The 21,219-nt window shown below is 69.5% G+C and carries 19 protein-coding genes; 4 read left to right on the top strand and 15 right to left on the bottom strand.

Features of this window, described 5'->3' with window-relative positions:
- Positions 1-20: 20 nt before the first annotated feature.
- The 3 genes from fdhA to ABFX51_RS25800 all read right to left on the bottom strand — a co-directional run bounded on the left by fdhA (position 21) and on the right by ABFX51_RS25800 (position 3,953).
- Positions 21-1,241, bottom strand: a complete 1,221-nt coding sequence (fdhA, locus tag ABFX51_RS25810; RefSeq protein WP_346055176.1) for a formaldehyde dehydrogenase, glutathione-independent — start codon at positions 1,239-1,241, stop codon at positions 21-23.
- 84 nt (positions 1,242-1,325) lie between these two features.
- Positions 1,326-2,672, bottom strand: coding sequence for a ricin-type beta-trefoil lectin domain protein (locus ABFX51_RS25805; protein ID WP_346055174.1), 1,347 nt, complete (start codon positions 2,670-2,672; stop codon positions 1,326-1,328).
- Between the two features lie 15 nt (positions 2,673-2,687).
- Positions 2,688-3,953, bottom strand: a complete 1,266-nt coding sequence (locus ABFX51_RS25800) for a ricin-type beta-trefoil lectin domain protein (RefSeq protein ID WP_091503959.1) — start codon at positions 3,951-3,953, stop codon at positions 2,688-2,690.
- Between the two features lie 505 nt (positions 3,954-4,458).
- Here ABFX51_RS25800 and ABFX51_RS25795 point away from each other — a divergent pair.
- Positions 4,459-4,581 (top strand): ribosomal protein bL36, encoded by a 123-nt coding sequence (locus ABFX51_RS25795; protein WP_091503957.1) that lies wholly within the window; start codon positions 4,459-4,461, stop codon positions 4,579-4,581.
- Positions 4,582-4,632: 51 nt separating this feature from the next.
- Here the strand turns inward: ABFX51_RS25795 and ABFX51_RS25790 are convergent, their stop codons facing one another.
- From ABFX51_RS25790 to ABFX51_RS25735, 12 genes are all read right to left on the bottom strand, one after another.
- Complete coding sequence (locus tag ABFX51_RS25790) at positions 4,633-4,935, bottom strand: EthD family reductase (protein WP_245782839.1); 303 nt, start codon at positions 4,933-4,935, stop codon at positions 4,633-4,635.
- A gap of 81 nt (positions 4,936-5,016) precedes the next feature.
- Entirely contained in the window at positions 5,017-6,558 is a 1,542-nt protein-coding gene (locus ABFX51_RS25785; protein WP_143249775.1) for an MFS transporter, read from the bottom strand.
- A gap of 47 nt (positions 6,559-6,605) precedes the next feature.
- The gene (locus tag ABFX51_RS25780; RefSeq protein WP_091503952.1) at positions 6,606-7,595 is read right to left on the bottom strand and encodes a PHP domain-containing protein; all 990 of its coding nucleotides are present in this window, start codon (positions 7,593-7,595) and stop codon (positions 6,606-6,608) included.
- A 483-nt stretch (positions 7,596-8,078) separates the two neighbouring features.
- On the bottom strand, positions 8,079-9,770 hold the full coding sequence (groL, locus tag ABFX51_RS25775; RefSeq protein ID WP_346055172.1) for a chaperonin GroEL: 1,692 nt from the start codon (positions 9,768-9,770) through the stop codon (positions 8,079-8,081).
- Positions 9,771-9,780: 10 nt separating this feature from the next.
- Entirely contained in the window at positions 9,781-10,806 is a 1,026-nt protein-coding gene (locus ABFX51_RS25770) for an NAD(P)-dependent alcohol dehydrogenase (RefSeq protein ID WP_091503949.1), read from the bottom strand.
- Positions 10,803-11,480: an iron-sulfur cluster assembly protein gene (locus tag ABFX51_RS25765; protein ID WP_091503947.1), complete on the bottom strand. Its 678-nt coding sequence runs from the start codon at positions 11,478-11,480 to the stop codon at positions 10,803-10,805. Before ABFX51_RS25765 ends, ABFX51_RS25770 begins: the two co-directional genes overlap by 4 nt.
- Entirely contained in the window at positions 11,477-12,514 is a 1,038-nt protein-coding gene (locus ABFX51_RS25760; protein WP_091503945.1) for an amidohydrolase family protein, read from the bottom strand. The genes ABFX51_RS25765 and ABFX51_RS25760 overlap by 4 nt, the downstream gene beginning before the upstream one ends.
- Before the next feature lie 12 nt (positions 12,515-12,526).
- Positions 12,527-12,901, bottom strand: coding sequence for a propane 2-monooxygenase effector subunit MimD (mimD, locus tag ABFX51_RS25755; protein WP_091503943.1), 375 nt, complete (start codon positions 12,899-12,901; stop codon positions 12,527-12,529).
- Complete coding sequence (locus ABFX51_RS25750; RefSeq protein ID WP_091503941.1) at positions 12,898-14,076, bottom strand: ferritin family protein; 1,179 nt, start codon at positions 14,074-14,076, stop codon at positions 12,898-12,900. The genes mimD and ABFX51_RS25750 overlap by 4 nt, the downstream gene beginning before the upstream one ends.
- Positions 14,077-14,082: 6 nt before the next feature.
- Positions 14,083-15,120, bottom strand: coding sequence for an FAD-binding oxidoreductase (locus ABFX51_RS25745; RefSeq protein WP_091503939.1), 1,038 nt, complete (start codon positions 15,118-15,120; stop codon positions 14,083-14,085).
- A gap of 1 nt (position 15,121) precedes the next feature.
- Positions 15,122-16,771, bottom strand: a complete 1,650-nt coding sequence (locus ABFX51_RS25740) for a ferritin family protein (protein WP_091503937.1) — start codon at positions 16,769-16,771, stop codon at positions 15,122-15,124.
- Between the two features lie 82 nt (positions 16,772-16,853).
- The gene (locus ABFX51_RS25735) at positions 16,854-17,084 is read right to left on the bottom strand and encodes a hypothetical protein (RefSeq protein WP_346055170.1); all 231 of its coding nucleotides are present in this window, start codon (positions 17,082-17,084) and stop codon (positions 16,854-16,856) included.
- Positions 17,085-17,197: 113 nt separating this feature from the next.
- Here ABFX51_RS25735 and ABFX51_RS25730 point away from each other — a divergent pair, with 113 nt between their 5' ends.
- The 3 genes from ABFX51_RS25730 to ABFX51_RS25720 all read left to right on the top strand — a co-directional run bounded on the left by ABFX51_RS25730 (position 17,198) and on the right by ABFX51_RS25720 (position 21,176).
- The gene (locus ABFX51_RS25730) at positions 17,198-18,967 is read left to right on the top strand and encodes a sigma-54-dependent Fis family transcriptional regulator (RefSeq protein ID WP_346055169.1); all 1,770 of its coding nucleotides are present in this window, start codon (positions 17,198-17,200) and stop codon (positions 18,965-18,967) included.
- A gap of 108 nt (positions 18,968-19,075) precedes the next feature.
- Complete coding sequence (locus tag ABFX51_RS25725) at positions 19,076-20,287, top strand: MFS transporter (protein ID WP_346055168.1); 1,212 nt, start codon at positions 19,076-19,078, stop codon at positions 20,285-20,287.
- Positions 20,288-20,327: 40 nt separating this feature from the next.
- Complete coding sequence (locus ABFX51_RS25720) at positions 20,328-21,176, top strand: SAM-dependent methyltransferase (protein WP_346055167.1); 849 nt, start codon at positions 20,328-20,330, stop codon at positions 21,174-21,176.
- The last annotated feature ends 43 nt before the right edge of the window (positions 21,177-21,219 follow it).

The following is a 21,219-nucleotide window of genomic DNA, read 5'->3' as shown; positions in this document are numbered from 1 at the left end:
ACGGGCGGGACGCCCGTGGTTCAGTGCGCCGGCAGCAGCCCGTGCGGGTCCAGCACGTACTTGCGGGCCGCGCCGTGGTCGAACTCCTCGTACCCGCGTGGCGCTTCGGGGAGCGGGATCGGCGTGGCGTTGACGGCGTCGGCGATGTGCACCCGGTCGTGCAGGATCGCCATCATCAGCTGCCGGTGGTAGCGCATGACCGGGCACTGCCCCGTGGTGAAGGCGTGCGATTTGGCCCAGCCGAGCCCGATCCGGAGGGACAGCGAGCCCTGCCGCGCCGCTTCGTCCGCCGCGCCCGGGTCACCCGTCACGTACAGCCCCGGGATGCCGAGCGCGCCACCCGCGCGCGTGAGGTCCATGAGCGAATTGAGCACGGTGGCCGGTTTTTCCGTTTCCGCCTCCCTGCCGTGCCCGCGGGCCTCGAAACCGACCGCGTCCACCCCGCAGTCCACCTCCGGCACGCCCAGGATCTCCGCGATCTGGTCCTTCGGGTCACCCTGGGACACGTCGACCGTCTCGCAGCCGAACGAGCGCGCCTGCGCCAGCCGCTCCGGGTTGAGGTCGCCGACGATGACCACGGCGGCACCGAGCAGTTGCGCCGACGCCGCGGCGGCCAGCCCGACCGGGCCAGCCCCGGCGATGTAGACCGTCGAGCCGACCGTCACGCCCGCGCTGACGCAGCCGTGGAAACCGGTCGGGAAGATGTCCGAAAGCATGGCCAGGTCGAGGATCTTCTCCATCGCCTGGTCCCGGTCGGGGAACTTGAGCACGTTCCAGTCCGCGTACGGCACCATCACGTACTCGGCCTGCCCGCCGACCCAGCCGCCCATGTCCACGTACCCGTACGCGGAGCCCGGGCGGTCCGGGTTGACGTTGAGGCAGATCCCGGTCTTGCCCTCCTTGCAGTTGCGGCACCGCCCGCACGCGATGTTGAACGGCACCGAGACCAGGTCCCCGACGTGCACGAACTCCACGTCCCGGCCCGTTTCCACCACCTCCCCGGTGATCTCGTGCCCGAGCACGAGCCCCTCGGGGGCGGTGGTGCGGCCACGCACCATGTGCTGGTCGCTGCCGCAGATGTTGGTCGCCACGTTCTTCAGGACCACGCCGTGGTGCACTTCGCGCCCCACGTTCGCCTTGTTCACCCCGGGACCGTCGTGCAGGACGAAGTCGGGATAGTCGATGTCCTGGACTTCGACGGTGCCCTTGCCGACGTAAGCGACTGCCTTGTTGCCCGCCATGGTGCACCTCGTTTTCCTCGTCGAAAACCGGTGTGCCCATGCTAGGCGCGCCCAAGGCAGCCGCCCTACCGCCGATCGCGGGGGCTACCCCGCGTACTTCGCGAACACCTTGGTGTAGTCCCAGTTCGACTGGGAGACGCCGGAGCAGGAGTCCGCCGCGCCGCCCGTGCAGGGCCGGTCGCGGTTGACCGACCAGAACGTCAGGCGGGCGAGGTGGTGGCCGTTGGCGTAGTTCAGGATCGTGTTGAAGTCGTTGACCGTCACCGTCTCGCTCTGGTCGGTGATCCCGTTCATCGACGAGATCCCGCTGTGCCGGTAAGCGCTGTCATCGCTGTAGCCGTAGGCGTTCTTGAGCGCGTTCTTCAGCCCCTCGGCGGCCTGCACGGTGAGGTTGCCCATGTTCTGCCCGGCACCGCCGAAGTCGAACGGCATGATCGCCCACGCGTCCGCCGCGAACCCGCTCGCCGCCGCGCGGTTGATCAGGCTCGTGTCGGGCCCGGACTGCCCGGTGCCGATCGTCACGTAGATCTTCACCGACGGGTTGTTCGCCCGGATCGTCTTGAGCGCGTCCACCGTCCGCTGCTGCACGGTCGCGTTCGAGTAGGCGTCGGCCTCCAGGTCGATGTCGATCGCCTTGAACCCGAAGGCGTTGATGACGGCCTGGTACGCGCCGGCGAGCGCGCTCGCGCTGCCGCACGACTGCTCGAGCTTGTTGCCGCTGTAGCCGCCGAACGAGGGCACCACGTCCCCGCCGTTGCCGCGGATGGCGTTGATCGCCGAGCCGTCCACGCCGCCGGTGAGCGGCCGCGAGCCGTCCCACTGCGGGTTGCACGTGCCGTTGGAGAGCACGAACGCGAGCGTGAACCACTTGACCCCGGTGGTGTTCATGACCTCGACCGGGTTGGGCGGGCTGCCCCAGCCCTCGTACAGGTAGGGCGCGACGGCCATCGGCGCGTTCGGTGTGGCGGTGCTGCCGTTCGGCGCCGACCACTGCTGGTTCGCGGTGGCCGCGCACGTCCAGATCTGCAGCTGCGTGCCGTTGGTGGTGCTCCAGTCCGTGTCGTCGAGGCACTTGCCGGAGCCGGTGTTGACGTACTGCCTGGTCGAGGTGTTGTAGCTCCACTGCTGCGCGCCGGTGCCGTTGCAGTCGTAGAGCTGGACCTTCGTGCCGTCGGCGGTTCCGGCGGCCGTGACGTCGAGGCACTTGCCCAGCGCGCGCAGCGTGCCGTCACCGGGCGTGGTCCACTGCTGCGCGTTGGTGCCGTTGCAGTCGTAGATCTGCACCGGCGTGCCGTTGGCGTTGCCGGCCGCGGCGACGTCGACGCATTTGCCGCCGTAGCCGGTGATCTGGCCGGTCGCCGCCTGCGCGGCGAAGGGGGACAACACGGTCAGCGCGAGTGCGCCGACCGCGGCGAGCACGGTCTTTCTCATGGGAACTTCCTTTGTTCAGACGGGGACGGTCCACTTCTGGTTGCTGCCGCCGGTGCAGGTCCAGATCTGCGGCCGGGTGCCGTCGGCCGAGCTCTGCCCGGTCGCGTCGAGGCATTTGTTCGCAGCGGGATTGACGACGTCGCGGGCGGCGCTGACCACCCGTTGCTGGTTGGGGGTGCCGCCGCAGTCCCACAGCTGGAGCTGGGCACCGTCGGCGGTCGACCGGTCCTTGACGTCGAGGCACTTGCCGCCGATGCCGGTGATGGGTCCCGTCGGGCTCGTCGGGGTGCCCGGCCACGTGCTGCCGGTGGTGTTGCAGGCGATCAGGGCCTTGGAGCCGTCGGGGTTGCGCCAGGCGACGTTGCGGGAGTCGATGCGCACCGCGCCGGGCCGGACGAACTTCGTCAGGTGCCCCATGTCGTAGTACTCGACGGTGTAGTCGACCTGACCGTGCCGAGAGTCTCCATTGTGGACGGGGATGAGGCCGGTGCAGGTGCCGCAGCCACCGAAGTGGGGCCAGGGGTACTGGTTGTGGACGGTGGTCTGCTGGGCGACGTCGCCGCCGTAGCCGTGCCAGGCGATGCCGCCGAACAACGGGTCGTTGCGGATCGAGGCGTCGTCGACGGTCGGGGCGCCGTAGGCGGCGTAGGCCCGGTAGTACTGGGCTTCGAGCCAGCCCTGGGCGAGGTTGTCGTTGTCCTTCATCCAGGCGGGGGCGGTCCAGGGGGTGCCCATGAGTTTGAGGGCGGGGTTGAGCTGCTTCGCCTGCTTCGTCAGGGGCACCACGTCGGCGAGGTCGTGGGCGATCGTGAAGTTGGCGAGGCCGGGGTCGGTTTGTCCGGCGGGGACGTCGCCGTAGGTGTAGCCGAAGCGGGCCAGGCCGGAGGAGCCCATAGGGTTGCGCACGAAGCTCAGGCCGATGCCCGTGTCCGGGTCGAAGAGTCTGCGCATGGTGTCGTCGCGGGTGGTTTGCGAGAGGGCGCCGCTGGAGTTCATCAGCCAGGCCGCGGTGTCGGTGAAGGAGGCGCCGCCGCCCTCGAAGGTCTGGTAGGTCGTGTTCTCGTTGACGGTGATGGTCTGCCCGCCGCTACCGGTGCCGGCCGTGAAGGCGATCGGGGTCTGCTGCTGCAGCCCGCGGGTGACGTTCACGCCGCGGGCGTCGTCGGTCGTGGTGAGCCAGACGTTGACGGTCGTCCCGGCGGCGGTGGCCGGGGCGGGACCGATCAGGAGGAGGCCGAGGAGTGCGGTCGCGAGCAGGACGGACGTGCGGCGGGGAGACATCGGTGTCACCACCTGAGCGTCGTTTTGTTCGAGGTGACAACGAAGTATGCATGGTCTGGACCAACCGAGCAAGAGGCCGGTTGGTGGGTACCTCACCGATGGGATCCGCCGGAGGGACCCGACTTCCGGCGGGTTGACACGGCGGTGGCTCGCGGGGTTTGGCTTCGGTGGGAACGCGCGGGTGGCTCAACTCGGGTGCCAGTCGGTCCGGCGCTCCGGACCGACTGGCCGTGGCACTTCTCACCGCAGTGGGCCGCGCGCATCATCGGGCAGCCGCCGGAGCCGCCCGTCCGCCCCCTGACCGAATCACCAAGCGGCTCAAGACGAGCATCAACCCCGTGCGCGGCGCAGCCCGGGTGCACCGATGCGACGCCCCGAACGAAGCCCCGCCGATCGGTTCCGCGCACCGGAGGCGCTGCCCCGCCGATCGGTTCGCGATGAGCCCGCACGGGGAATGTCCCCAGGGGTGCCGTTGTTATTCCGGGTGCGAGAGAAAGGAGCGAGCATGAAGGCCAGGAGTTCGGTCAGGTCGCTCAAGCAGAAGCCGGGTTCGATCGTCGTACGGCGGCGCGGGCACACGTTCGTGATCAACAAGCGTGACCCCCGCTGGAACACCCGGCAGGGCTGACTTTTCAGGAACGGGAGCCCCGTGGTGCGCGCCACGGGGCTCCCGTCGTTCCTAGACGACCTTGGTCACCTCGGCGAAGCTGGTGTGGAACTCGCCCGGCTTGGCGAAGTTGGCCACGTCGGCACCGGCCGCCCGCCCGGCGTCGGTACCCAGCGAGGCGAGCGCGTCATCCTTGCTCTCCCAGTCCAGCACGGCGATGAGGAAGTGGTCGGGCGTCGTGCCGTCCGGGCTCTCGCAGAGGCCCCACTCGAACGCCAGGAGGTTGGGCAGCGCGGCCACAAGCGGAGCGTGCACGTCCCGGTAGTGGGCGACGAACGCGTCCGGCTCGGCAGGCCGGTCGTAGACGACGGTCATGCGGTACATCGTGAGCCTCTCCGTTGAGCTTCCGGCCTCCCATCATGCCTGTTCCCGCAGCTCACGGCTGTACGACAAACGTCAGTCCCCGGCTACAACCTCCACCCGGGCGTTCGCGGGCTCCCGCCGCTTGGCAAACACCACCGCGACGAGTACCGCGCAGGCGATCAGCAGGACTGCACTGATCATGCTGACCACGGCCATGCCCTGCGCGAACGCGCTGTGTGCTGAGCCGAGCAGCTCAGCTGCAGGCCCTGCCGGCAGCCCCTGCGCAACCGCGTTTGCTCCGCTGACCGTCTCCCGCGCGGTCGTCACGGCACCAGCGGGTATACCAGCGGGGACAACCAACTGAGCCCGGTACAAGCCAAAGCCGATGCTTCCGAGCACGGCGAGCCCTAACGCGCCACCGAAGGTGTTGTTGGTCGACACGATGGCAGAGGCTGTTCCCGCCAGCCCCTGCGGCGCAGCGTTCATGATGAACACGGTGCCCAGTGCCGTCAACCAGACGACTCCCATCGAAATCAGCATCGAACCGACGATCAGCACCGATATCCATGCCTGAAGTGCCCCCAGCGCCAGCAGCAAGCAGCCCACCATCGCTACTGCCGTCCCAGCTCCCGACACCCAAAGGAGGCGCAGGCGTTTGGCCAGGCGCGGTAACGTCAATGTCGACGCGACGGTCGCGATGGACTGGGGGACCAGCAGCAAGCCGGCAGCCATCGGGGTGAAGTCAGCCACCGACTGCAGGTAGATCGGGATGAAAAGACTGATACCTGTGAGTAACGTGGTGCCAACTAGGACGATCAGGGACATGGCGCCGAAACGCCGGTCGCGGAACCAGCGGAGCTCGAGCAAGGGCACACGCAGGTTCAGTTGCCTCACACAGAACACGAGGCCGAACACGAGACCACCGACGATCGCAACTCCTACGACTAAACTCCATCCGTCGCGGGCCAGCTGTTTGAGGCCGTAGACGGTCGGCAGAACCGCTGCGAGGGCCAATCCCGCGCTGACCACGTCGATACGCGCTCGTCGGGCCGGAGATGGCGGTTCGGGCAACACGAACGGGCCGATGATCAGCAGAAAAGCCACCATGACCGGCCCCACCATCAGCACAGCGCCCCACCAGAACCATTCCAGGAGGATTCCGCCGACAACGGGACCCGCGGCTGCTCCCAGCAATACCGCACTCGCCCGAACGGTGATGCCCACCGCCCTCTGATGGGGATCATGAAAAATCGCACTGACGAGTGTGAGAGTGGCGGACAACAATGCGGCTCCCGCAATTCCCATGAGAGCCCTTGACGCGATCAACATGCCGACACTCGTGCTGAAGGCCGCAATCAGCGAGCCGCCCGCATACACCGTTGCCGAGAGGAGAAGAAGCCTCTTGTGACCGATCCAATCGCCAACCGCGCCCATCATCGCGACGAATCCCGCCACCATGAACGCATAGATGTCGACGATCCACAGCTGTTCGGTGCTTGACGCCCCCAGATCGACGCTGAGCTGCGGTAAGGCAAGCAAGAGGCTGGTACCGCCGATCGCGACCGCGGTCACCGGCGATACCACCACCAGCAACGCGAGCCACTCCCGGCTCCCGGCTTTCATCGATTCATTCACAACAGGCCAGTATTGTGCCACAGCTCCGGGATTTCACGAAGACGAATTCAGGCGCCTGTAATCTCTGCCGCTGTTCGGGAATTGATCACGCGTTCCGGGCCGATGTCCAGCGCCTCCGCGCGCAGGCAGCCCGACGTCAGCCAGTCCAGCTGGCCCGGCGCGTGGGCGTCCGTGTCGATGGCGAAGTCGCAGCCCAGCGAGGCCGCCAGGGACAGCAGGTCGTCGGGTGGGTCTTGGCGTTCTGGGCGGCAGTTGATCTCCACCGCGGTACCCGCGTCACGGCAGGCGGTGAAGACCGCGTGGGCGTCGAACGTCGACTGGGGGCGGCCGCGGCCTGTGATCAGGCGACCGGTGCAGTGGCCCAGCACGTCCGTGTGCGGATTGCGCACCGCCTCGATCATGCGGGCCGTCATCTCCTTCGCGGGCATGCGCAGCAGCGAATGCACGCTCGCGACCACGACGTCGAGCCTGCCCAGCAGGTCGTCCCGCTGATCGAGGGAGCCGTCCTCCAGGATGTCGACCTCGATGCCCGTCAGGATCCGGAACGGCGCCAGCTCGGCGTTCAGCTCCTCCACCAGCGCCAGCTGCGCCTCAAGCCGCTCGGGCGACAGGCCGCGCGCCACCGTCAGGCGCGGCGAGTGGTCCGTGAGCGCGATCCACTCGTGCCCCAGCGCCCTGGCCGCCTCCGCCATCTCGCGTGGCGGGCTGCCACCGTCCGACCAGTCGGAATGCGTGTGGCAGTCGCCCCGCAGCGCTGTGCGTAGGGCGGAATCGGTTGGCGGAGCAGCCGAGGAGACCAGCTTCGTGAGATACGCCGGTTCCTCCCCTGCCGCGGCCTGCGTGATCACTTGCGCCGTCGCGTCACCGATCCCCGGCAGGGCCTTGAGCGTCCCGGCCGCGACGCGTTCCGCCAGCTCCCCCGCCGGTAGCTCCTCGACCACCGCCGCGGCCCGGCGGAACGCCCGCACCCGGTAGGTGGGCGCGCCGGATCGCTCGAGGTGGAACGCGATCTGCCGCAGTGCCCATACCGGATCCATGATCGAGGAGTACCACGGCGGAGGCGAACTCTCACCCTGGAGCTTGGGGGAACGAGAGCGCCGGGGCCTCAGCCGCCCAGCTCACCGACGGGGCGAGAGGAACGACCCGACCCTGCCGACGGGCTCCGGGTGGCTGAGGCCCACGGCCTGGCGGACGAAGCCGCCCCAAGCCCCGCTGCCCGACCACTCCCGCCGCCGACCAGGTCCGGCCGAACGAGCTCACCCAAAACCCCGGCCTCCCGGCCCACGGCCTGGCGAAGGAGCTGCCTCGAACCCCAACCTCCCGGCCCACGAGGCCCGGGCGAATGAGCCGCCCGAAGCCTCCGTCACCCGGCTGAAGGGCCCGGGCAAGCGACGCCCGCGGAAGCCGCGACCGCGCGACCCACGGGCCTGGCAAACGAGGGGCTGGGTAGTCGGCCTGAGGGCGGCTCAGCACGACCGAGCCCGCCCCGCAGCCCAGCGCGACCAAGCCAAGGCGCCCCGTCACCCCACCGAAGGGCCCATCCCCAGCGACTGGGGCGTGCTGGCATCCGGCGAGGGCTGGTGCAGGCCTTCGTCCAGCGGGCCGTACTCCGTCATCAGCGCCGGGCTGCCGCCCCACGGCGTCTGCTCCTCCGCGATCAGCGAGTTCGTCGTCAGCAGCAGGCCCGCCACCGACGCCCCGTTCTGCAGCGCCGAACGGCACACCCGCAGCGGGTCGACGATCCCCATCTCCACCAGGTTCCCGTACCGGTCCAGCAGCGCGTCGAAACCCTCGTCGTCCGCCAGCTCGCCCACCCGCGCCACTACCTCGTGCGCCGGGTAGCCTGCGTTGTACGCGATGAGGTACGTCGGTTCGCTCAGCGCCTGCCGCACGATCTCCGCTCCCGTCGCGTAGTCGCCCTCCAACCCGAGGTCCTCCAGCACCCGGGCGGCGTGCAGCAACGCCGCGCCGCCACCCGCCACGATGCCCTCCGCCATCGCAGCCCGCGTGGCCGACAGGGCGTCCTCCACGCGGTGCTGCAGCTCCTTCAGCTCCGCCGGCGTCGCGGCGCCCACCTTGATCACCGCGACGCGGCCGGTCAGCGCTCCAATCCGCTCCGTCAGCACGTCCTCGTCGATGCCGTACTGCGCCCGCGACAGCTCCGCCCGCAGCTGGTTCACCCGGAACTCCACCGCCTCCGCCGACCCGCCGCCCCCGACGATCGTCGTCGCGTTCTCGGTCACCCGCACCTGCCGCGCCCGGCCGAGGTGCTCCAGCGTCATGGTCTCCAGCGTGAACCCCGACTGCTTCGACAGCACGGCACCGCCCACCACCGCGGCGAGGTCCTCCAGCTTGTGCAGCCGCCGGTCGCCGAACCCCGGCGCGCGCACGGCCACCGACGAGAACGTGCCGTTGACGTGGTTGTGCACCAGCATGCTCAGCGCGGGACCCTCGACGTTCTCGGCGATGACCACCAGCGGCCGCGGCTGCCGCATGATCCGGTCCAGCAACGGCATCAGCTGCTGCACCTTCGTGATCTTCTCCGCGCACATCAGGATGTACGGGTCGTCGAGCACCGCCTCCAGCCGCCCCGGATCGGTGACCAGGTACGGCGACACGTAACCGTTGTCGAACTCGAACCCCTCCACGAACTCCACCGACATCCCCAGCGCCGGCGACTCTTCGACCGTGACCACTCCCCCGTCGCCGACCGTGTGCAGCGCCTTCGCGATCACCGAACCGACCGCGTCGTCGTCGTTCGCCGAGATCGCGGCCACCCTCGCGTAGTCCTGTTCGGACACCACCGGGTGCGCCGCCTTCTCCAGGTGCTCCACGAGCCGCCCGACCGCGTGGTCGATGCCGCGTTTGACCAACACGGGATTCCCGCCGCGGGCGATGGCCCGCATCCCCTCGCGCACGATCGCCTGCGCGAGCACCGTCGCCGTGGTGGTGCCGTCGCCCACGACGTCGTTGGTCTTGATCGCCGCTTCCTTGACCAGCTGCGCCCCCATGTTCTCGAACTGGTTCTTCAGGTGGATCTCCCGCGCGATGGTCACGCCGTCGTTGGTCACCACGGGCGAGCCGGTGATCTTCTCGATGATCACATTGCGCCCCTTGGGTCCCAGCGTCGACTTCACCGCCTCCGCGAGTTTGTCCACTCCGGACAGCAGCAGCTCCCGCGCCTCCGCGCCGAACCGCAGTTCCTTGGCCATGCCGCAACTCCTAAGGCGTGAGGATCGCGCGGCCGCGGACCCGGCCGGCGTCGAGGTCGGCCAGCGCGTCGAGCGCCGCCTCAAGCGGGTACTTCCTGGTGTGCAAGGTGACCCTGCCGGTCTGCGCCAGCACCATCAGCTCGGCGAGGTCGTTGTACGTGCCGACGAGGTTGCCCACGACGTTCCGCTCGGTGGAGATGAGGTCGATCGTCGGGACTTCAAGCGTGCCACCGTAACCGATGACGAAGTGTGACCCGTCGCGCCTGGTCATCGCGAAGGCGTCCTGCTGGGCGCCCTGTTCGGCGACGAAGTCGAGCACGACTTCGGCCCCGTGGCCACCGGTCAGATCGAGCACGGCCTCCACGTGGGAACCGTCACCCAGCACGGTTTCATCCGCGCCGAGCTGTTCGGCGAGCTTCAGCGCGTCCGGGTTCCGGTCCACCACCACGACTTTCGCCGCGGTCAGCGCCCGCAGCGACTGGATGCCGATGTGCCCGAGGCCCCCGGCCCCGTTCACGACGCACACGGTGCCCGGGTACAGCAGCGGCACGGCCTTGCGCACGGCGTGGTAGGCGGTGATCCCGGCGTCGGCGAGCGCCGCCACGTCCGCCGGGTGCGTCGACGGGTCGAGCTTGATGCACGCCCGCGCCGACGTGAGCAGGTACTCCGCCATCCCGCCGTCGCGGTTGAGGCCGGGGAACACGCTGTTCTCGCAGTGCATGTCGTTGCCCGCGCGGCAGGCGTGGCACAGCCCGCAGGTCGGTGTCGGGTGCAGGATAACCGTGTCCCCCACCGCGACGTTGGTGACCGCGGAGCCGACCTCGTGCACCCAGCCCGCGTTCTCGTGGCCGAGGGTGTACGGCATCGTGATCTCGGCCAACCCGTCCCACTGCCCCTCGATCAGGTGCAGGTCGGTGCGGCACACCCCGGCGCCGCCGATCTTCACCACCACGTCGAACGGCTCCTTCGCGGTGGGTTCCGGCACCTCCTCGACGACGGGTGAGCGGTGGTACTCGTGCAGGCGGACGGCTTTCATCCCGTGCCCTCCTCTTCCGCGATCCCCGGGTAGCGCACGCGCAGCATCCCGCGGCACACCCCCGAGTTGGCCTCCATGCTGGTGCGGGTGAGCCGGGCGACCGCGAGGTGCCGCCGCACCTGTCCCGGCCCGATCCCGCCGCCGCTGCCCGGGTCGACCAGCAGCGGCGCGTCGTCGCCCGCGGGCAGCCCCAGTTCACGGCGGCGGGCCCGCAGGCGGTCGAGGTCGGCGCTCGGCGGGACGTCGCCGAGGGTGAGCGCCGGAGTGACCTCGACCCCGGCCGACCGCAGCGCGCGGCACACCCGGTCGGTGCCCGCGAACACGGCCTTGCGCAGGAAGTCGGCGCGCAGTGCGTCCAGCTCGGCGACCGCCTCCCCCTCGAACGAGGCGACGAACCCCGCCCGCGCCGCGACACCCCGGTTGATCGCCTCCGCCGCGAAGTGGTCCAGCAGCACGACTTCCGGCTCGGCGACCGCGGACACCGCGTCGTAGGCGTCCGCGACCATGAGGAACGCGAAGTTCGGGGCGCAGAAGTACGTCGGCAACCGCAGCTCGACGTACGCCCGCGTGCCCCGGACCTCGCACCTCGCGACGAAACCGAGGTCCGTCAGCGGCTCGTCCAGTTCCGGATCGCGGACGGTCGCCAGTGCGGACCACACCTCCTCGGCTGTCACGGGTTCGGCACGCCGACCGGCTCGACCACCTGTGGTGCCCGCAGCCGCAGCTCTTCGGGTACCTCGATGTCGTAGAGCCGGGCCGCGTTCAGGCCGAGGATCTTCTTCTTCTGGTCGACGGTCAGCGGCGGGAAGTCCGACAGCTCCTCGTCGGCCGGCATGTTCCAGTCCACGAACCCCTCGACCTGCCACTTCGGCTCCCAGATGGCGTAGTCCGCGCCGAAGACCAGCTTGTCCTCGCCGAGCCAGAACATCAGCTCGCCCATGACCTTCGCGAAGAACTTCGGCCGGGCGTGCATGAGGCCACCGATCACGACGGCGAGCCCCGCGTACACGTTGCGCTCCTGCGTGGCCATGAAGCAGAAGTCCTCGATGCGGGGCAGGCCGACGTGCTCGACGATGAAGTTCAGCCCCTGGAAGCTCGTGGCCACCTGGTCCACATCGGACACGTCGAACGCGTCCTTGTCCAGCGGCCAGATCGTCGGTCCCTTGTGGACGTGGATGTTCTTGACGCCCAGTTCCTCGCACTTCTCCAGGTACTTCGCGGCCTCGGGGTCCTTCAGCGACCAGCCCCGCGAATCGCCCAGCCACTCGGCGGTGTACAGCTTGACGCCCTTGCAGCCGTAGCGCCTGACCCGTTCGGTGAACGCCTTCATGCCCGCGTCGCCCTCGCGCGGATCGAAGTAGGTGTTGACCAGGAACTTGCCGGGGTGCTTCTCGGCGAGCGCGCCGTCGGTCTCGGTGGTGTTGAACCCGGTGCGGTACCACTGCCGCAGGTTGGTGGGCTGGAAGATCGCCTTGTCCACGTGCCCGGCCTCGAACAGGTCGTGCATCATCAGTTCCTCGGAGTACTTCTGGAACCGGTCGATGGGCCAGTGCGTCTCCTCCGGGCCGAGGCCCTGGTAGGCGTGGAAGCACTCGATCCAGCCCTTGGCGTACTCCTCCTGCCCCTCGACCCAGTTCGCCGGGCTCGCGTCCCAGAAGTGGGTGTGCCCGTCGACCACGAAGTACTTCTCGCCGTCCTTCTCGTACATCGCGGAGTCCTTTCAGCGCAGGGGCTTGAGGTCGAAGTCGAGGTACTCGGCGGCGTCCTCGGGGTTGGCGAACATGATCGTGCGGTCGTCGAGGTGGACCATGCGGCCGTAGTGGGTCGACATGCTCTCCTCGAACTCGGCCGCGTCGAACCAGCCCTCCTCCTCGCCCGCCGCCTCGTCGATGTCGGCGTACACGACGTCGAAGCGGCCCACGCCGTCGACGCGGATCATCGACGGCAGGTGCGTGATGGTGACGTTGTCGAGCCTGCCGAGCACCTCCGCGACGATGGTGCCGACCTGGTTGTTCATCAGCGTGAAGCCGCACCTGTTGGACGCGGTGCTGTCGGCCTTGAAAGGGCTTTCCGTCCGGGAACTCGTGGTGGTCACTGGTTCAGCTCCTTCGGTGCGGGCAGGCCGAGGTCGGCCAGGATGCCGCTGAACCGGCTCTTCGCCCGGTCCAGCCCGTCTTCGAACCGCGGGGGTTTCGCGTCCGGCTGCGACCACAGGGGCTGCAGCGTCCGCGCGGCGTGCAGGCACCGCGGCACCCACTCGCCCAGCCACCCGCGCAGCAGGCTCCGGTTGTGCTCGGCGAACTCGCGGTCGTCGACGAGCAGCCGGAACAACGCGCGGGTGTACCGCAGGTCGCGCTCGGAGAAGTCGTACTCCTCGGCGCCGATCAGCGTCGGCGTCACGAAGTCCCCGTTGGCGGGGGCGGCCTGCTGCACGAGGTTGCTGCGGAACAGCTCCCCCACGAGCGGCTCGAACACGACGTTGGCGGCGAACACCGCCTCGGCCCAGTCCCAGATCCCCGTCAGCTGCTCGGCGACCTCGCGCACGCCCTGCCACGCCGGGTCGTCGTTCCACGTCACCAGGTGCGCCGTGCCGTCGAAGTGGCTGATCTCCTCGGTCAGCGTCAGGTTGTACAGCGCGAGGTCCTGCGCGGCGCGGATGCGGTGCATGCTGTTGACCGCGATCGCCGTGTTGTGCATGTTCGTCGGGCCGCGGCGGTTGGCGTTGGCGAACAGGTACAGCCCGAGCCCGTGGTCCACGTGCATCCACGCGCCCACGTGCTGCGCCACGAAGTGCGTCCAGTTGCGGTTCCACTGGTCGAACGCCTTGGCCTGCCGCGCCGCCTCGACGTTCTGGTTGAGCTGGCGGACGACGTTGGCGTTGTAGCGGTAGAGCGTGAGCTCCCACTCCTCGTTGGGGTCGCGGAACTCGTGCCAGCCGTGGGCGGGCCAGTCGTAGCCCCGGCCCCCCGATCCGGGGCCACGCTCCGGCACCGGCCGGTCCGAGCCCCAGGCCTTCAGTTTCGTCCACTCCAGCGGGTAGCCGCCCTGGCCGTCGGCGAAGCCGTACAGCCAGCCCTGCGCCAGGTAGTGCCGCGGGTCGGGCTGCACCTCGACGGTGACGTCCTCGTAGTGGCTCTGCTTGCGCTTGGCCGGGTCGAAGTAGTTGAACCGCCGCAGGTTCGAGTCGGGGAACTCCCTCGCGCCGGCCTCGGCGTCGGTGAAAACAGGCTTCGGCACACTGCGGACGGGTGTGGTGGTCGGCGTAGACATCGGTTTTCACCCTTCGCCTGTCGTGGTGAACTTGTCGTAGAACACCCGCTTTTCGGGCACGCCCAGCGCGGGCAGCAGTTCCAGTGCCGCCTCCACCATCGGAGGCGGCCCGCAGACGTACGCGTCGGCGCCGCGCAGCGCGGTCTCCCGCCGCCGGACGACGTCCGTGATCAGGCCCGTCTCCCCGTCCCAGCCGTCACCGTCCGGTTCGGACAGTGCCGGGACGTACCGGAAGTCGGGCAGTTTCTCCTCCAGCGCATGCAGTTCCTCGGTGAAGCAGAGGTCACGGCGGCGGCGCGCGCCGTAGTAGAACACCGCGGGCCTGCCGATCCCGCGTTCGGCCATCGAGCGCAGCAGCGCCAGGATCGGGGCGATCCCGGCGCCACCGCCGACGAACACCACCGGCGCGTCCGGGTTGTCCCGCAGGGTGAACACCCCGAACGGCCCGGTCACGGCGAGCCGGTCGCCCGGCCTCAGCCGGGTGTCGAGGAACTGCGAGAACAGGCCGCCCGGGTAGACCTTGATCACGAACTCCAGGCGGCCGTCCTCCCGGCACGAGGTGTTGGCCATCGAGAACGAGCGCGTCTCCTCCGTGCCGGGGACGGCGAAGTCCAGGTACTGGCCCGGGAAGAACTTCAGCGTCTCCGGCTCCAGGAGCCGCACGACGAGGTGCCGCAGGTCGTGCGTCACGTGGCCGATCGACACGACCTCCACCACGCCCTCCTGGATCGGGAGGCCGGAGTGGATCATCTCCTCGTCGTAGTTGAGCAGCTCGATGGTCAGGTCCTCGTACGCGTGTGCCCGGCACAGCAGCGTGTAGCCCTCCTCCTTCTCGAAGTCCGGCAACGCGAACGTGGAGTACCGCTCGTGCTCGACGTCGTCGCCCTCCAGGAGGAAGGACTTGCAGGAGGCGCACTGCCCCTCCTTGCAGCCGTGCATGAGCATGACGCCCTGTTCCGCGGCCGCGCGCAGGATCGTCTGGTCCTCGTCCGCCTCGATCTCGATGCCGACGGGTTCGAAGCGGACGACGTGCTTGTCGGCCATGTCAGCCGGCCGGTGCCGGGCGACCGGCGGGGCCCTGCCGGTGGTAGTCCGCCACGAACGCGGCGCGCTCGTCGTCGGTCATCTGGTTGAGCAGCACGTTCGGGCTCTGCACCTCGGGCATGCGGCGCAGGTGGTCCAGCGTCCACATCCGCTTGGGGTCGAGGTCGAGGTGCGGCTGCGCGACCATCGTCTTTCCGTCGTCGCGGACGAAGCCCATGTCGCTGACCACGTCGGCCCAGTTCCAGCCGTGGTACAGGGTCTCCCATTCGCGGGCACCGATCAGCTTGCCCATGTTGGGGGTGTTGCGGCCCTGGTAGGTGGGCCGGAACGCGGTCGCGTCGGTCCAGTGGCAGGTCTCCGAGCAGTAGGTGCGCCACTGGCCGTCCACCTGGTCGCACACCATGTCCTCGCGGACCAGGCACGGCACCATGCAGGTCCAGCAGCGGTGCGGGTACACGTAGTCGACGTCCTCGGCGACGATCGGGTGGTGCCCGTTGGGCTTCGACAGGCGGTTGTAGTTCTCCCACCACTTCCCGTACTTGTCGTACCAGCCGGGGTACTTGTGCTCGAACCACTCGAAGTCCTCGTCCGTCATCGGGTCTATCCGCCAGTAGTTGGCGAGCCAGCCGGTGGCGAAGAACTGGGCGACCTCGTGCACGTAGCCCTTGTTCCAGATCCGGTTCCACGCCTCCTCGATGAGGTCGTGCGGGATCACCAGCCCGTACTTCTCCAGCGGCACGAGGTAGCTGCGGTAGTAGTCGTCGTAGATCCACCGGCGCCACATCTCGGCGTAGCTCTCGCGGTCCTTGCGGCGGTCCTTCGTGCCGTACTCGATGAACGTGCCGATCGCCGCGTCCACGACGCAGTGGTTGTTCCACCAGGCGTAGCGCAGGTCGCGTTCCAGCAGCTGGTGGTTGCTCTCGTCGGAAAGCGCCATCAGCAGGGTGGCGTAGCCGTTGCTGATGTGGCGGGACTCGTCGGACTGCACGGAGTGGAACACCGTCGGCAGCAGGTAGTCGCCGTTGGCGGCCGCCTCGGCGGGCATCGCCACGAAGAGAGTGTTCGTGAAAGCGGTTTCCGCGACGATCGTCAGGTAGATGCTGGCGGCGGTGATGGCGTCACCGGTGATGAAGCCCTCCGCGAACTGGCGGCCGATCGTGCCGCAGTAGTCGTTCTGGAAGTTGCGCAGCGACGAGTTGAACCCGGCGGGGTCGATGTAGTTGTTCATGTACAGGCGTTTGAGGTTCTGCTGGATCGTCGAGTGCCGGACCTCGTCGATCATCTGGATCGCCTGGCCGTTGTGCAGTTCCGGGTTGGGCACCGTGCGGAACAGCAGCGGCATGGCGCGTGCGGCGGAGATCTCCGGCAGCGGGATGATGGACAGGAACAGCTTCTGCCACTCCAGCCACCGTTCCTGCACCTGCCGGAACATGTTGCCGCGGATCGCGCCGTCCTCCGCGCCGTAGACGCGGTGGTCCTTCTCCTCCTGCATCGGGAAGTAGGACCGCAGGACCTGCTTGAGCGGGTCCTTCTTCTTGGCTTTCCGGAACGTGTAGTCCGTGCCGTACTGGGAGACGGGCTCGTGGTAGGCCGGTTCCCAGGACAGTTCCTGGATCTTCTGGTGGGCTTTCGCCACGCTCTGGCGGCTCATGTCGGCTCCTTGGGGCGGCAAGTCCTGTGCCGACGATTACAAGGCCCCCGGCCCGCGTCGCGGGTCTCAATATGAGACAGCGCTACGGCTCGCCGAGCATCCGCTCCCGCAGCTCCGCCAGTTCCCGGTGCGAAGCGTCACCGACGCGCGAGTCGCCTTCCGCGCGCGGCTCGATGCCGAGCGCCCGCAGCAGAGCCGCGGCGGGCTCCCCCGGATGACCGCCGTCGCCCAGTTCCGGGTGCAGGCCCTGCTCCGCCAGGTGCGAGAACACGACGTTCACGATCGTCCACGGGTTGTACGTTTCACCGCGCATGCCCCCATCCCACCGCCGCCGGGCGGCGCGGGCTGTCTCAATTTGAGACACCGGCACGGTGGCCCCCTGGCCTACCCTGTGAGCACGACACAGCGAGGTGCCGGGAGGCCAAGGTGGACCGTGCGACCACGATCCGGCCCGACGACGAAGGCCTCGCCCGTACGCGCGAACGGTTCCTCACCAGGGAACCCGTAGAGCCCGGCGAGGTCAGGGACCCGATTTTGGCTTCGTGGTGGCGTTCGCGCGAGTTCCGCGTGCCCGCCGACCGGATCGACCTGCCGTTCCTCGGCGACGCCGACCCCGAAACGCCGTTGCTGCGCGGCGCCGCCCCGGTGCTGGAGCGGCTGGGCGACCAGCTGGCGGGCCAGCCGATCAGCCTCATCCTCACCGACCCGGCCGGTGTCGTGCTGACGCAGCGCACCGGCGACCGCGACCTGCACCGGCACCTGGAGCGGGTGGAGCTGGTGCCCGGCTACAGCTACGGCGAACGGTTCGTGGGCACCAACGGCATCGGCACCGCGCTCGAGGACGGCCGCCCCACCTACGTCTTCGGGCACGAGCACTACGCCGAGCACCTGGAGAACCTCGCGTGCGCCGGCGTGCCGATCCAGCACCCGATCTCCGGCAAGACCATCGGCGCCGTGGACCTGACGTGCTGGCGCAAGGACGCCGGCGGGCTGCTCGTCGCGCTCGCGCGCAGCACGGCCGAACAGGTGCGGCAGGCGCTGCTGACGCACAGCAGCCTGCGCGAGCTGGTGCTGTTCCAGTCCTACCTGCAGGCGTGCCGCCGCACGACGGGCATCGTGCTGGCGTTCAACTCCGACGTCGTGATGATGAACGACAGCGCCCGCCGCCTGCTGGACCCGGCCGACCAGACGATGCTGCTCAACCGCGCGCACCAGGAGCTGGCCGAGCGCCACCGCGTCACCACGACGGTCACGTTGTCCAGCGGTGGCAAGGTGCGGCTGCAGTGCCGCCGGGTGAGCGGCCACCGCGAGGGCGAGGTCGCGGGCGGCGTGCTCACGGTGAAGCTGCTCGACTCCGACGAGAGCGCGGGTGTCGCGCTGCCGGTGGTGCCGATGTTCCTGCCCGGCGTGGTCGGCTCGTCCCCGGCGTGGTTGCGCGCCGCGCAGGACGTCGATCTCGGCTACGGCCGCGAATGGCTCGTGCTCGCGGGCGAGGCGGGCAGCGGCAAGTACACCCTGGTGCGTGGCGTGCACCAGCGGCGCAACCCGGCCGGGCGGCTGCACGTGCTCGACGCGGCGCGCCGGACCGAGGACTGGGCCGGCGACCTGCGCCGCGAGCTCGTCACCGACCCCGTCGACACCCTCGTCGTGCGGCACGTCGACCGGCTGCCCCCGCCCGGCCTCGGCGAACTGGTGGCGGCGCTGCGGGAGGCGCGCGGCAGCACGTGGGTCGCGGTCACCCTCGCCCCGGACGCCGACGCCGACCCGGCGCTGCTGGAGTTGTTCCCCCGCACGGTCACCGTGCCCCCGCTGCGGCGGCACGCCGATGACCTGCGTGACCTGGTCCCGCTGCTCCTCGGCCGCCTCGGCGGCGGGCTGACCTGCTCGCCCGCGGCACTGCACCTGCTCATGCGCGCGAGCTGGCCCGGCAACGTCACGCAGCTGTACCGGGTGCTCAAGCAGGTCACCCAGCGCCGCCGCACGGGCACGATCGTGCCGACGGACCTCCCCGCCGAGTACCACGCGCTCGCGCGGCGCCCGCTCAACCGGTTCGAGACCGTCGAGCGGGACGCCATCGTGCGGAGCCTGGAGGACGCCAACGGCAACAAGGTGCGCGCCGCGAAGCTGCTGGGCATCTCGCGCGCCACGATCTACCGCAAGATCCACGAGTACGGGATCGTCACGCCCGGCCGCTGACCGGTTCGCCCGGTTTCCGCGTGACGCGTGTTACTCCCCGCGTCCGCACGGGAATGCTCTGCGACACCCGCGGGCTTCGAGGAAGCGAAGCCGTTTCCGAGGAGGGTCATGTCGCAGGACGCCCAGCCCGTCCGCAGTCTCCGGCTCGTCATGGTCGTGCTCGCGTTCTCGTGCGGGGCGACGGTGGCGAACCTGTACTACCCGCAGCCGTTGCTGGACGAGATCTCGCGCGCGTTTTCGGTGAGCCAGGGCGCCGCCGCGCTCGTGGTGACGCTGACGCAGCTCGGGTACGCCGCGGGCATGGCGTTGCTCATGCCGCTCGGCGACCTGCTGGAGAACCGCGGCCTGGCCGCGCGCACGCTCGTGTTCACCACGATCGCGCTGGTCGTCGCGGGCCTGTCGCCGGTGTTCGGGGTCTTCCTGGCCGCGTCGGTGCTGATCGGCATCACGTCGGTGGTGGCGCAGATCCTCATCCCGTACGCCGCGCACCTCGCGCCCGAGGAGCAGCGCGGCCGCTTCGTCGGCACGGTCATGACGGGGCTGCTGCTGGGGATCCTGCTGGCGCGGACGGTGTCGAGCCTCATCGCGGAAGCGTGGGGCTGGCGGACGATCTACCTCGTCTCCGCCGGGCTGATGCTGCTGGTGGCGGCGGCCGTCGTGCGGCTGCTGCCGCGCCGCGAGCCCGGCCACGACGTGCGGTACCCGCACCTGATGCGGTCCATCCTGACGCTCGCCCGCGAGGAGCCCGCGCTGCGCCGGCGTGCCGCGTGCCAGGCGCTGATGTTCGGTGCCTTCAGCGCGTTCTGGACCACGGTGGCGTTCGAGCTGACCGGCAGGCACGGGCTGACGCAGACGGGTGTGGGGATCTTCGCGCTCGTCGGCGCGGCCGGTGCCGCCGCGGCCCCGGTCGCGGGGCGGCTGGGCGACCGCGGGTACGGCCAGGTGGCCAGCGGGGTGGCGCTCGCGCTCGGCGCGGCGGCGATGGTGCTGGCCGACGTCGGGGTGGGCAGCCTCGTCGTGCTGGCGGCCGCCGGCGTGCTGCTGGACCTCGCCGTGCAGGGCCACCAGGTGCTGAGCCAGCGCGAGATCTACGGTCTGCGGGCCGACGCGAGGGCCCGGATCAACACGGTGTTCATGACGACGATCTTCGTCGGTGGTGCCGCGGCGTCGGCGATCGCCGGGGCCGTTTACGATCTTGCCGGGTGGACGGGCTCGAGCCTGTTCGGCGCGGCGCTGCCGGTGCTCGGCCTGGCAATCTGGACCTGGTCCCGCGTGCGCGCCCGGCGCGGAGCCCACACCGGGTTGACACCCGTGGGGTAAAGATGAGCTTGTCTCATTTTCTGGAGCTGGGGAGGCCAGGATGATCGGCCACGACGAGGCGCTGCGCGCCGTCGAAGGCAGCCTCGACCGGCCGTCCGCGGCGCGGGTCTACGACTACTTCCTCGGCGGGGACACCAACTACGCCATCGACAGGGAGTTCGCCCACAAGATCCGTGCCCGGCTCCCGCTCATCGGGCAGTACATGCGCACCAGCAGGCAGTTCCTCGCGCGTGCCGTGCGGCGGTGCGCGGAGCTGGGCGTGACGCAGTTCGTCGACATCGGCTCCGGCCTGCCCACCGCGGGCAACGTGCACGAGGTCGCCGACGAGACGCGCCCGCAGCGGGACTCCCGCGTGGTCTACATCGACAACGAGCCGGTCGCGCTGGCCCATTCGACGCTGCTGCTGGCCGACACCGCCGATCCGGACCGGCACCGGGCGATCGCGGGTGACCTCCTGCAGCCCGACCTGGTGTGGGAGCGCGTGCTCGAGACCGGGCTGATCGACCTGACGCGGCCGGTCGCGCTCGTCGTGAACGCGGTGCTGCACTTCATCAAGGACGAGACCGGCCCGGACTCGGTGCTGGCGGCCTACCGCGACGCGCTCGCGCCGGGCTCGCTGCTCGTGCTGTCGCAGATGACGAACGAGAACCCGCGCAGCGACGACGAGCGCCAGGCGCTGGCCGACCTCGTGGCGTACTACGAGCAGACGACGAACCCCGGCCAGCTGCGCACGACGGCCGAGTTCGCCCGCTTCTTCGGGGACTGGGACCTGCTGGAGCCGGGCCTGGTCTACGCACCGGCGTGGCACCCGGACGAGGAGACGGTGTTCGCCGCCGCGCCGTCGGAGTCCCGCGTGATCGGCGGCGTGGGGCGGAAGCCGGGGGCGTGAACGTCCTCTCATTCATCATCCCTGCTTATCAATCCCCCGCAAA

Source organism: Amycolatopsis dongchuanensis, assembly GCF_039542405.1.
Classification (GTDB): Bacteria; Actinomycetota; Actinomycetes; order Mycobacteriales; family Pseudonocardiaceae; genus Amycolatopsis_E; species Amycolatopsis_E sacchari.
Note: the sequence above shows the minus strand (reverse complement) of the source record. Positions and strands in the feature narration are given on the sequence as shown.

Coding starts and splice junctions, on each gene's coding strand:
- fdhA (WP_346055176.1), bottom strand. CDS start 1,241: ATGGCGGGCAACAAGGCAGTCGCTTACGTCGGCAAGGGCACCGTCGAA.
- ABFX51_RS25805 (WP_346055174.1), bottom strand. CDS start 2,672: ATGAGAAAGACCGTGCTCGCCGCGGTCGGCGCACTCGCGCTGACCGTG.
- ABFX51_RS25800 (WP_091503959.1), bottom strand. CDS start 3,953: ATGTCTCCCCGCCGCACGTCCGTCCTGCTCGCGACCGCACTCCTCGGC.
- ABFX51_RS25795 (WP_091503957.1), top strand. CDS start 4,459: ATGAAGGCCAGGAGTTCGGTCAGGTCGCTCAAGCAGAAGCCGGGTTCG.
- ABFX51_RS25790 (WP_245782839.1), bottom strand. CDS start 4,935: ATGACCGTCGTCTACGACCGGCCTGCCGAGCCGGACGCGTTCGTCGCC.
- ABFX51_RS25780 (WP_091503952.1), bottom strand. CDS start 7,595: ATGGATCCGGTATGGGCACTGCGGCAGATCGCGTTCCACCTCGAGCGA.
- groL (WP_346055172.1), bottom strand. CDS start 9,770: ATGGCCAAGGAACTGCGGTTCGGCGCGGAGGCGCGGGAGCTGCTGCTG.
- ABFX51_RS25770 (WP_091503949.1), bottom strand. CDS start 10,806: ATGAAAGCCGTCCGCCTGCACGAGTACCACCGCTCACCCGTCGTCGAG.
- ABFX51_RS25760 (WP_091503945.1), bottom strand. CDS start 12,514: ATGTACGAGAAGGACGGCGAGAAGTACTTCGTGGTCGACGGGCACACC.
- ABFX51_RS25750 (WP_091503941.1), bottom strand. CDS start 14,076: ATGTCTACGCCGACCACCACACCCGTCCGCAGTGTGCCGAAGCCTGTT.
- ABFX51_RS25745 (WP_091503939.1), bottom strand. CDS start 15,120: ATGGCCGACAAGCACGTCGTCCGCTTCGAACCCGTCGGCATCGAGATC.
- ABFX51_RS25740 (WP_091503937.1), bottom strand. CDS start 16,771: ATGAGCCGCCAGAGCGTGGCGAAAGCCCACCAGAAGATCCAGGAACTG.
- ABFX51_RS25735 (WP_346055170.1), bottom strand. CDS start 17,084: ATGCGCGGTGAAACGTACAACCCGTGGACGATCGTGAACGTCGTGTTC.
- ABFX51_RS25725 (WP_346055168.1), top strand. CDS start 19,076: ATGTCGCAGGACGCCCAGCCCGTCCGCAGTCTCCGGCTCGTCATGGTC.
- ABFX51_RS25720 (WP_346055167.1), top strand. CDS start 20,328: ATGATCGGCCACGACGAGGCGCTGCGCGCCGTCGAAGGCAGCCTCGAC.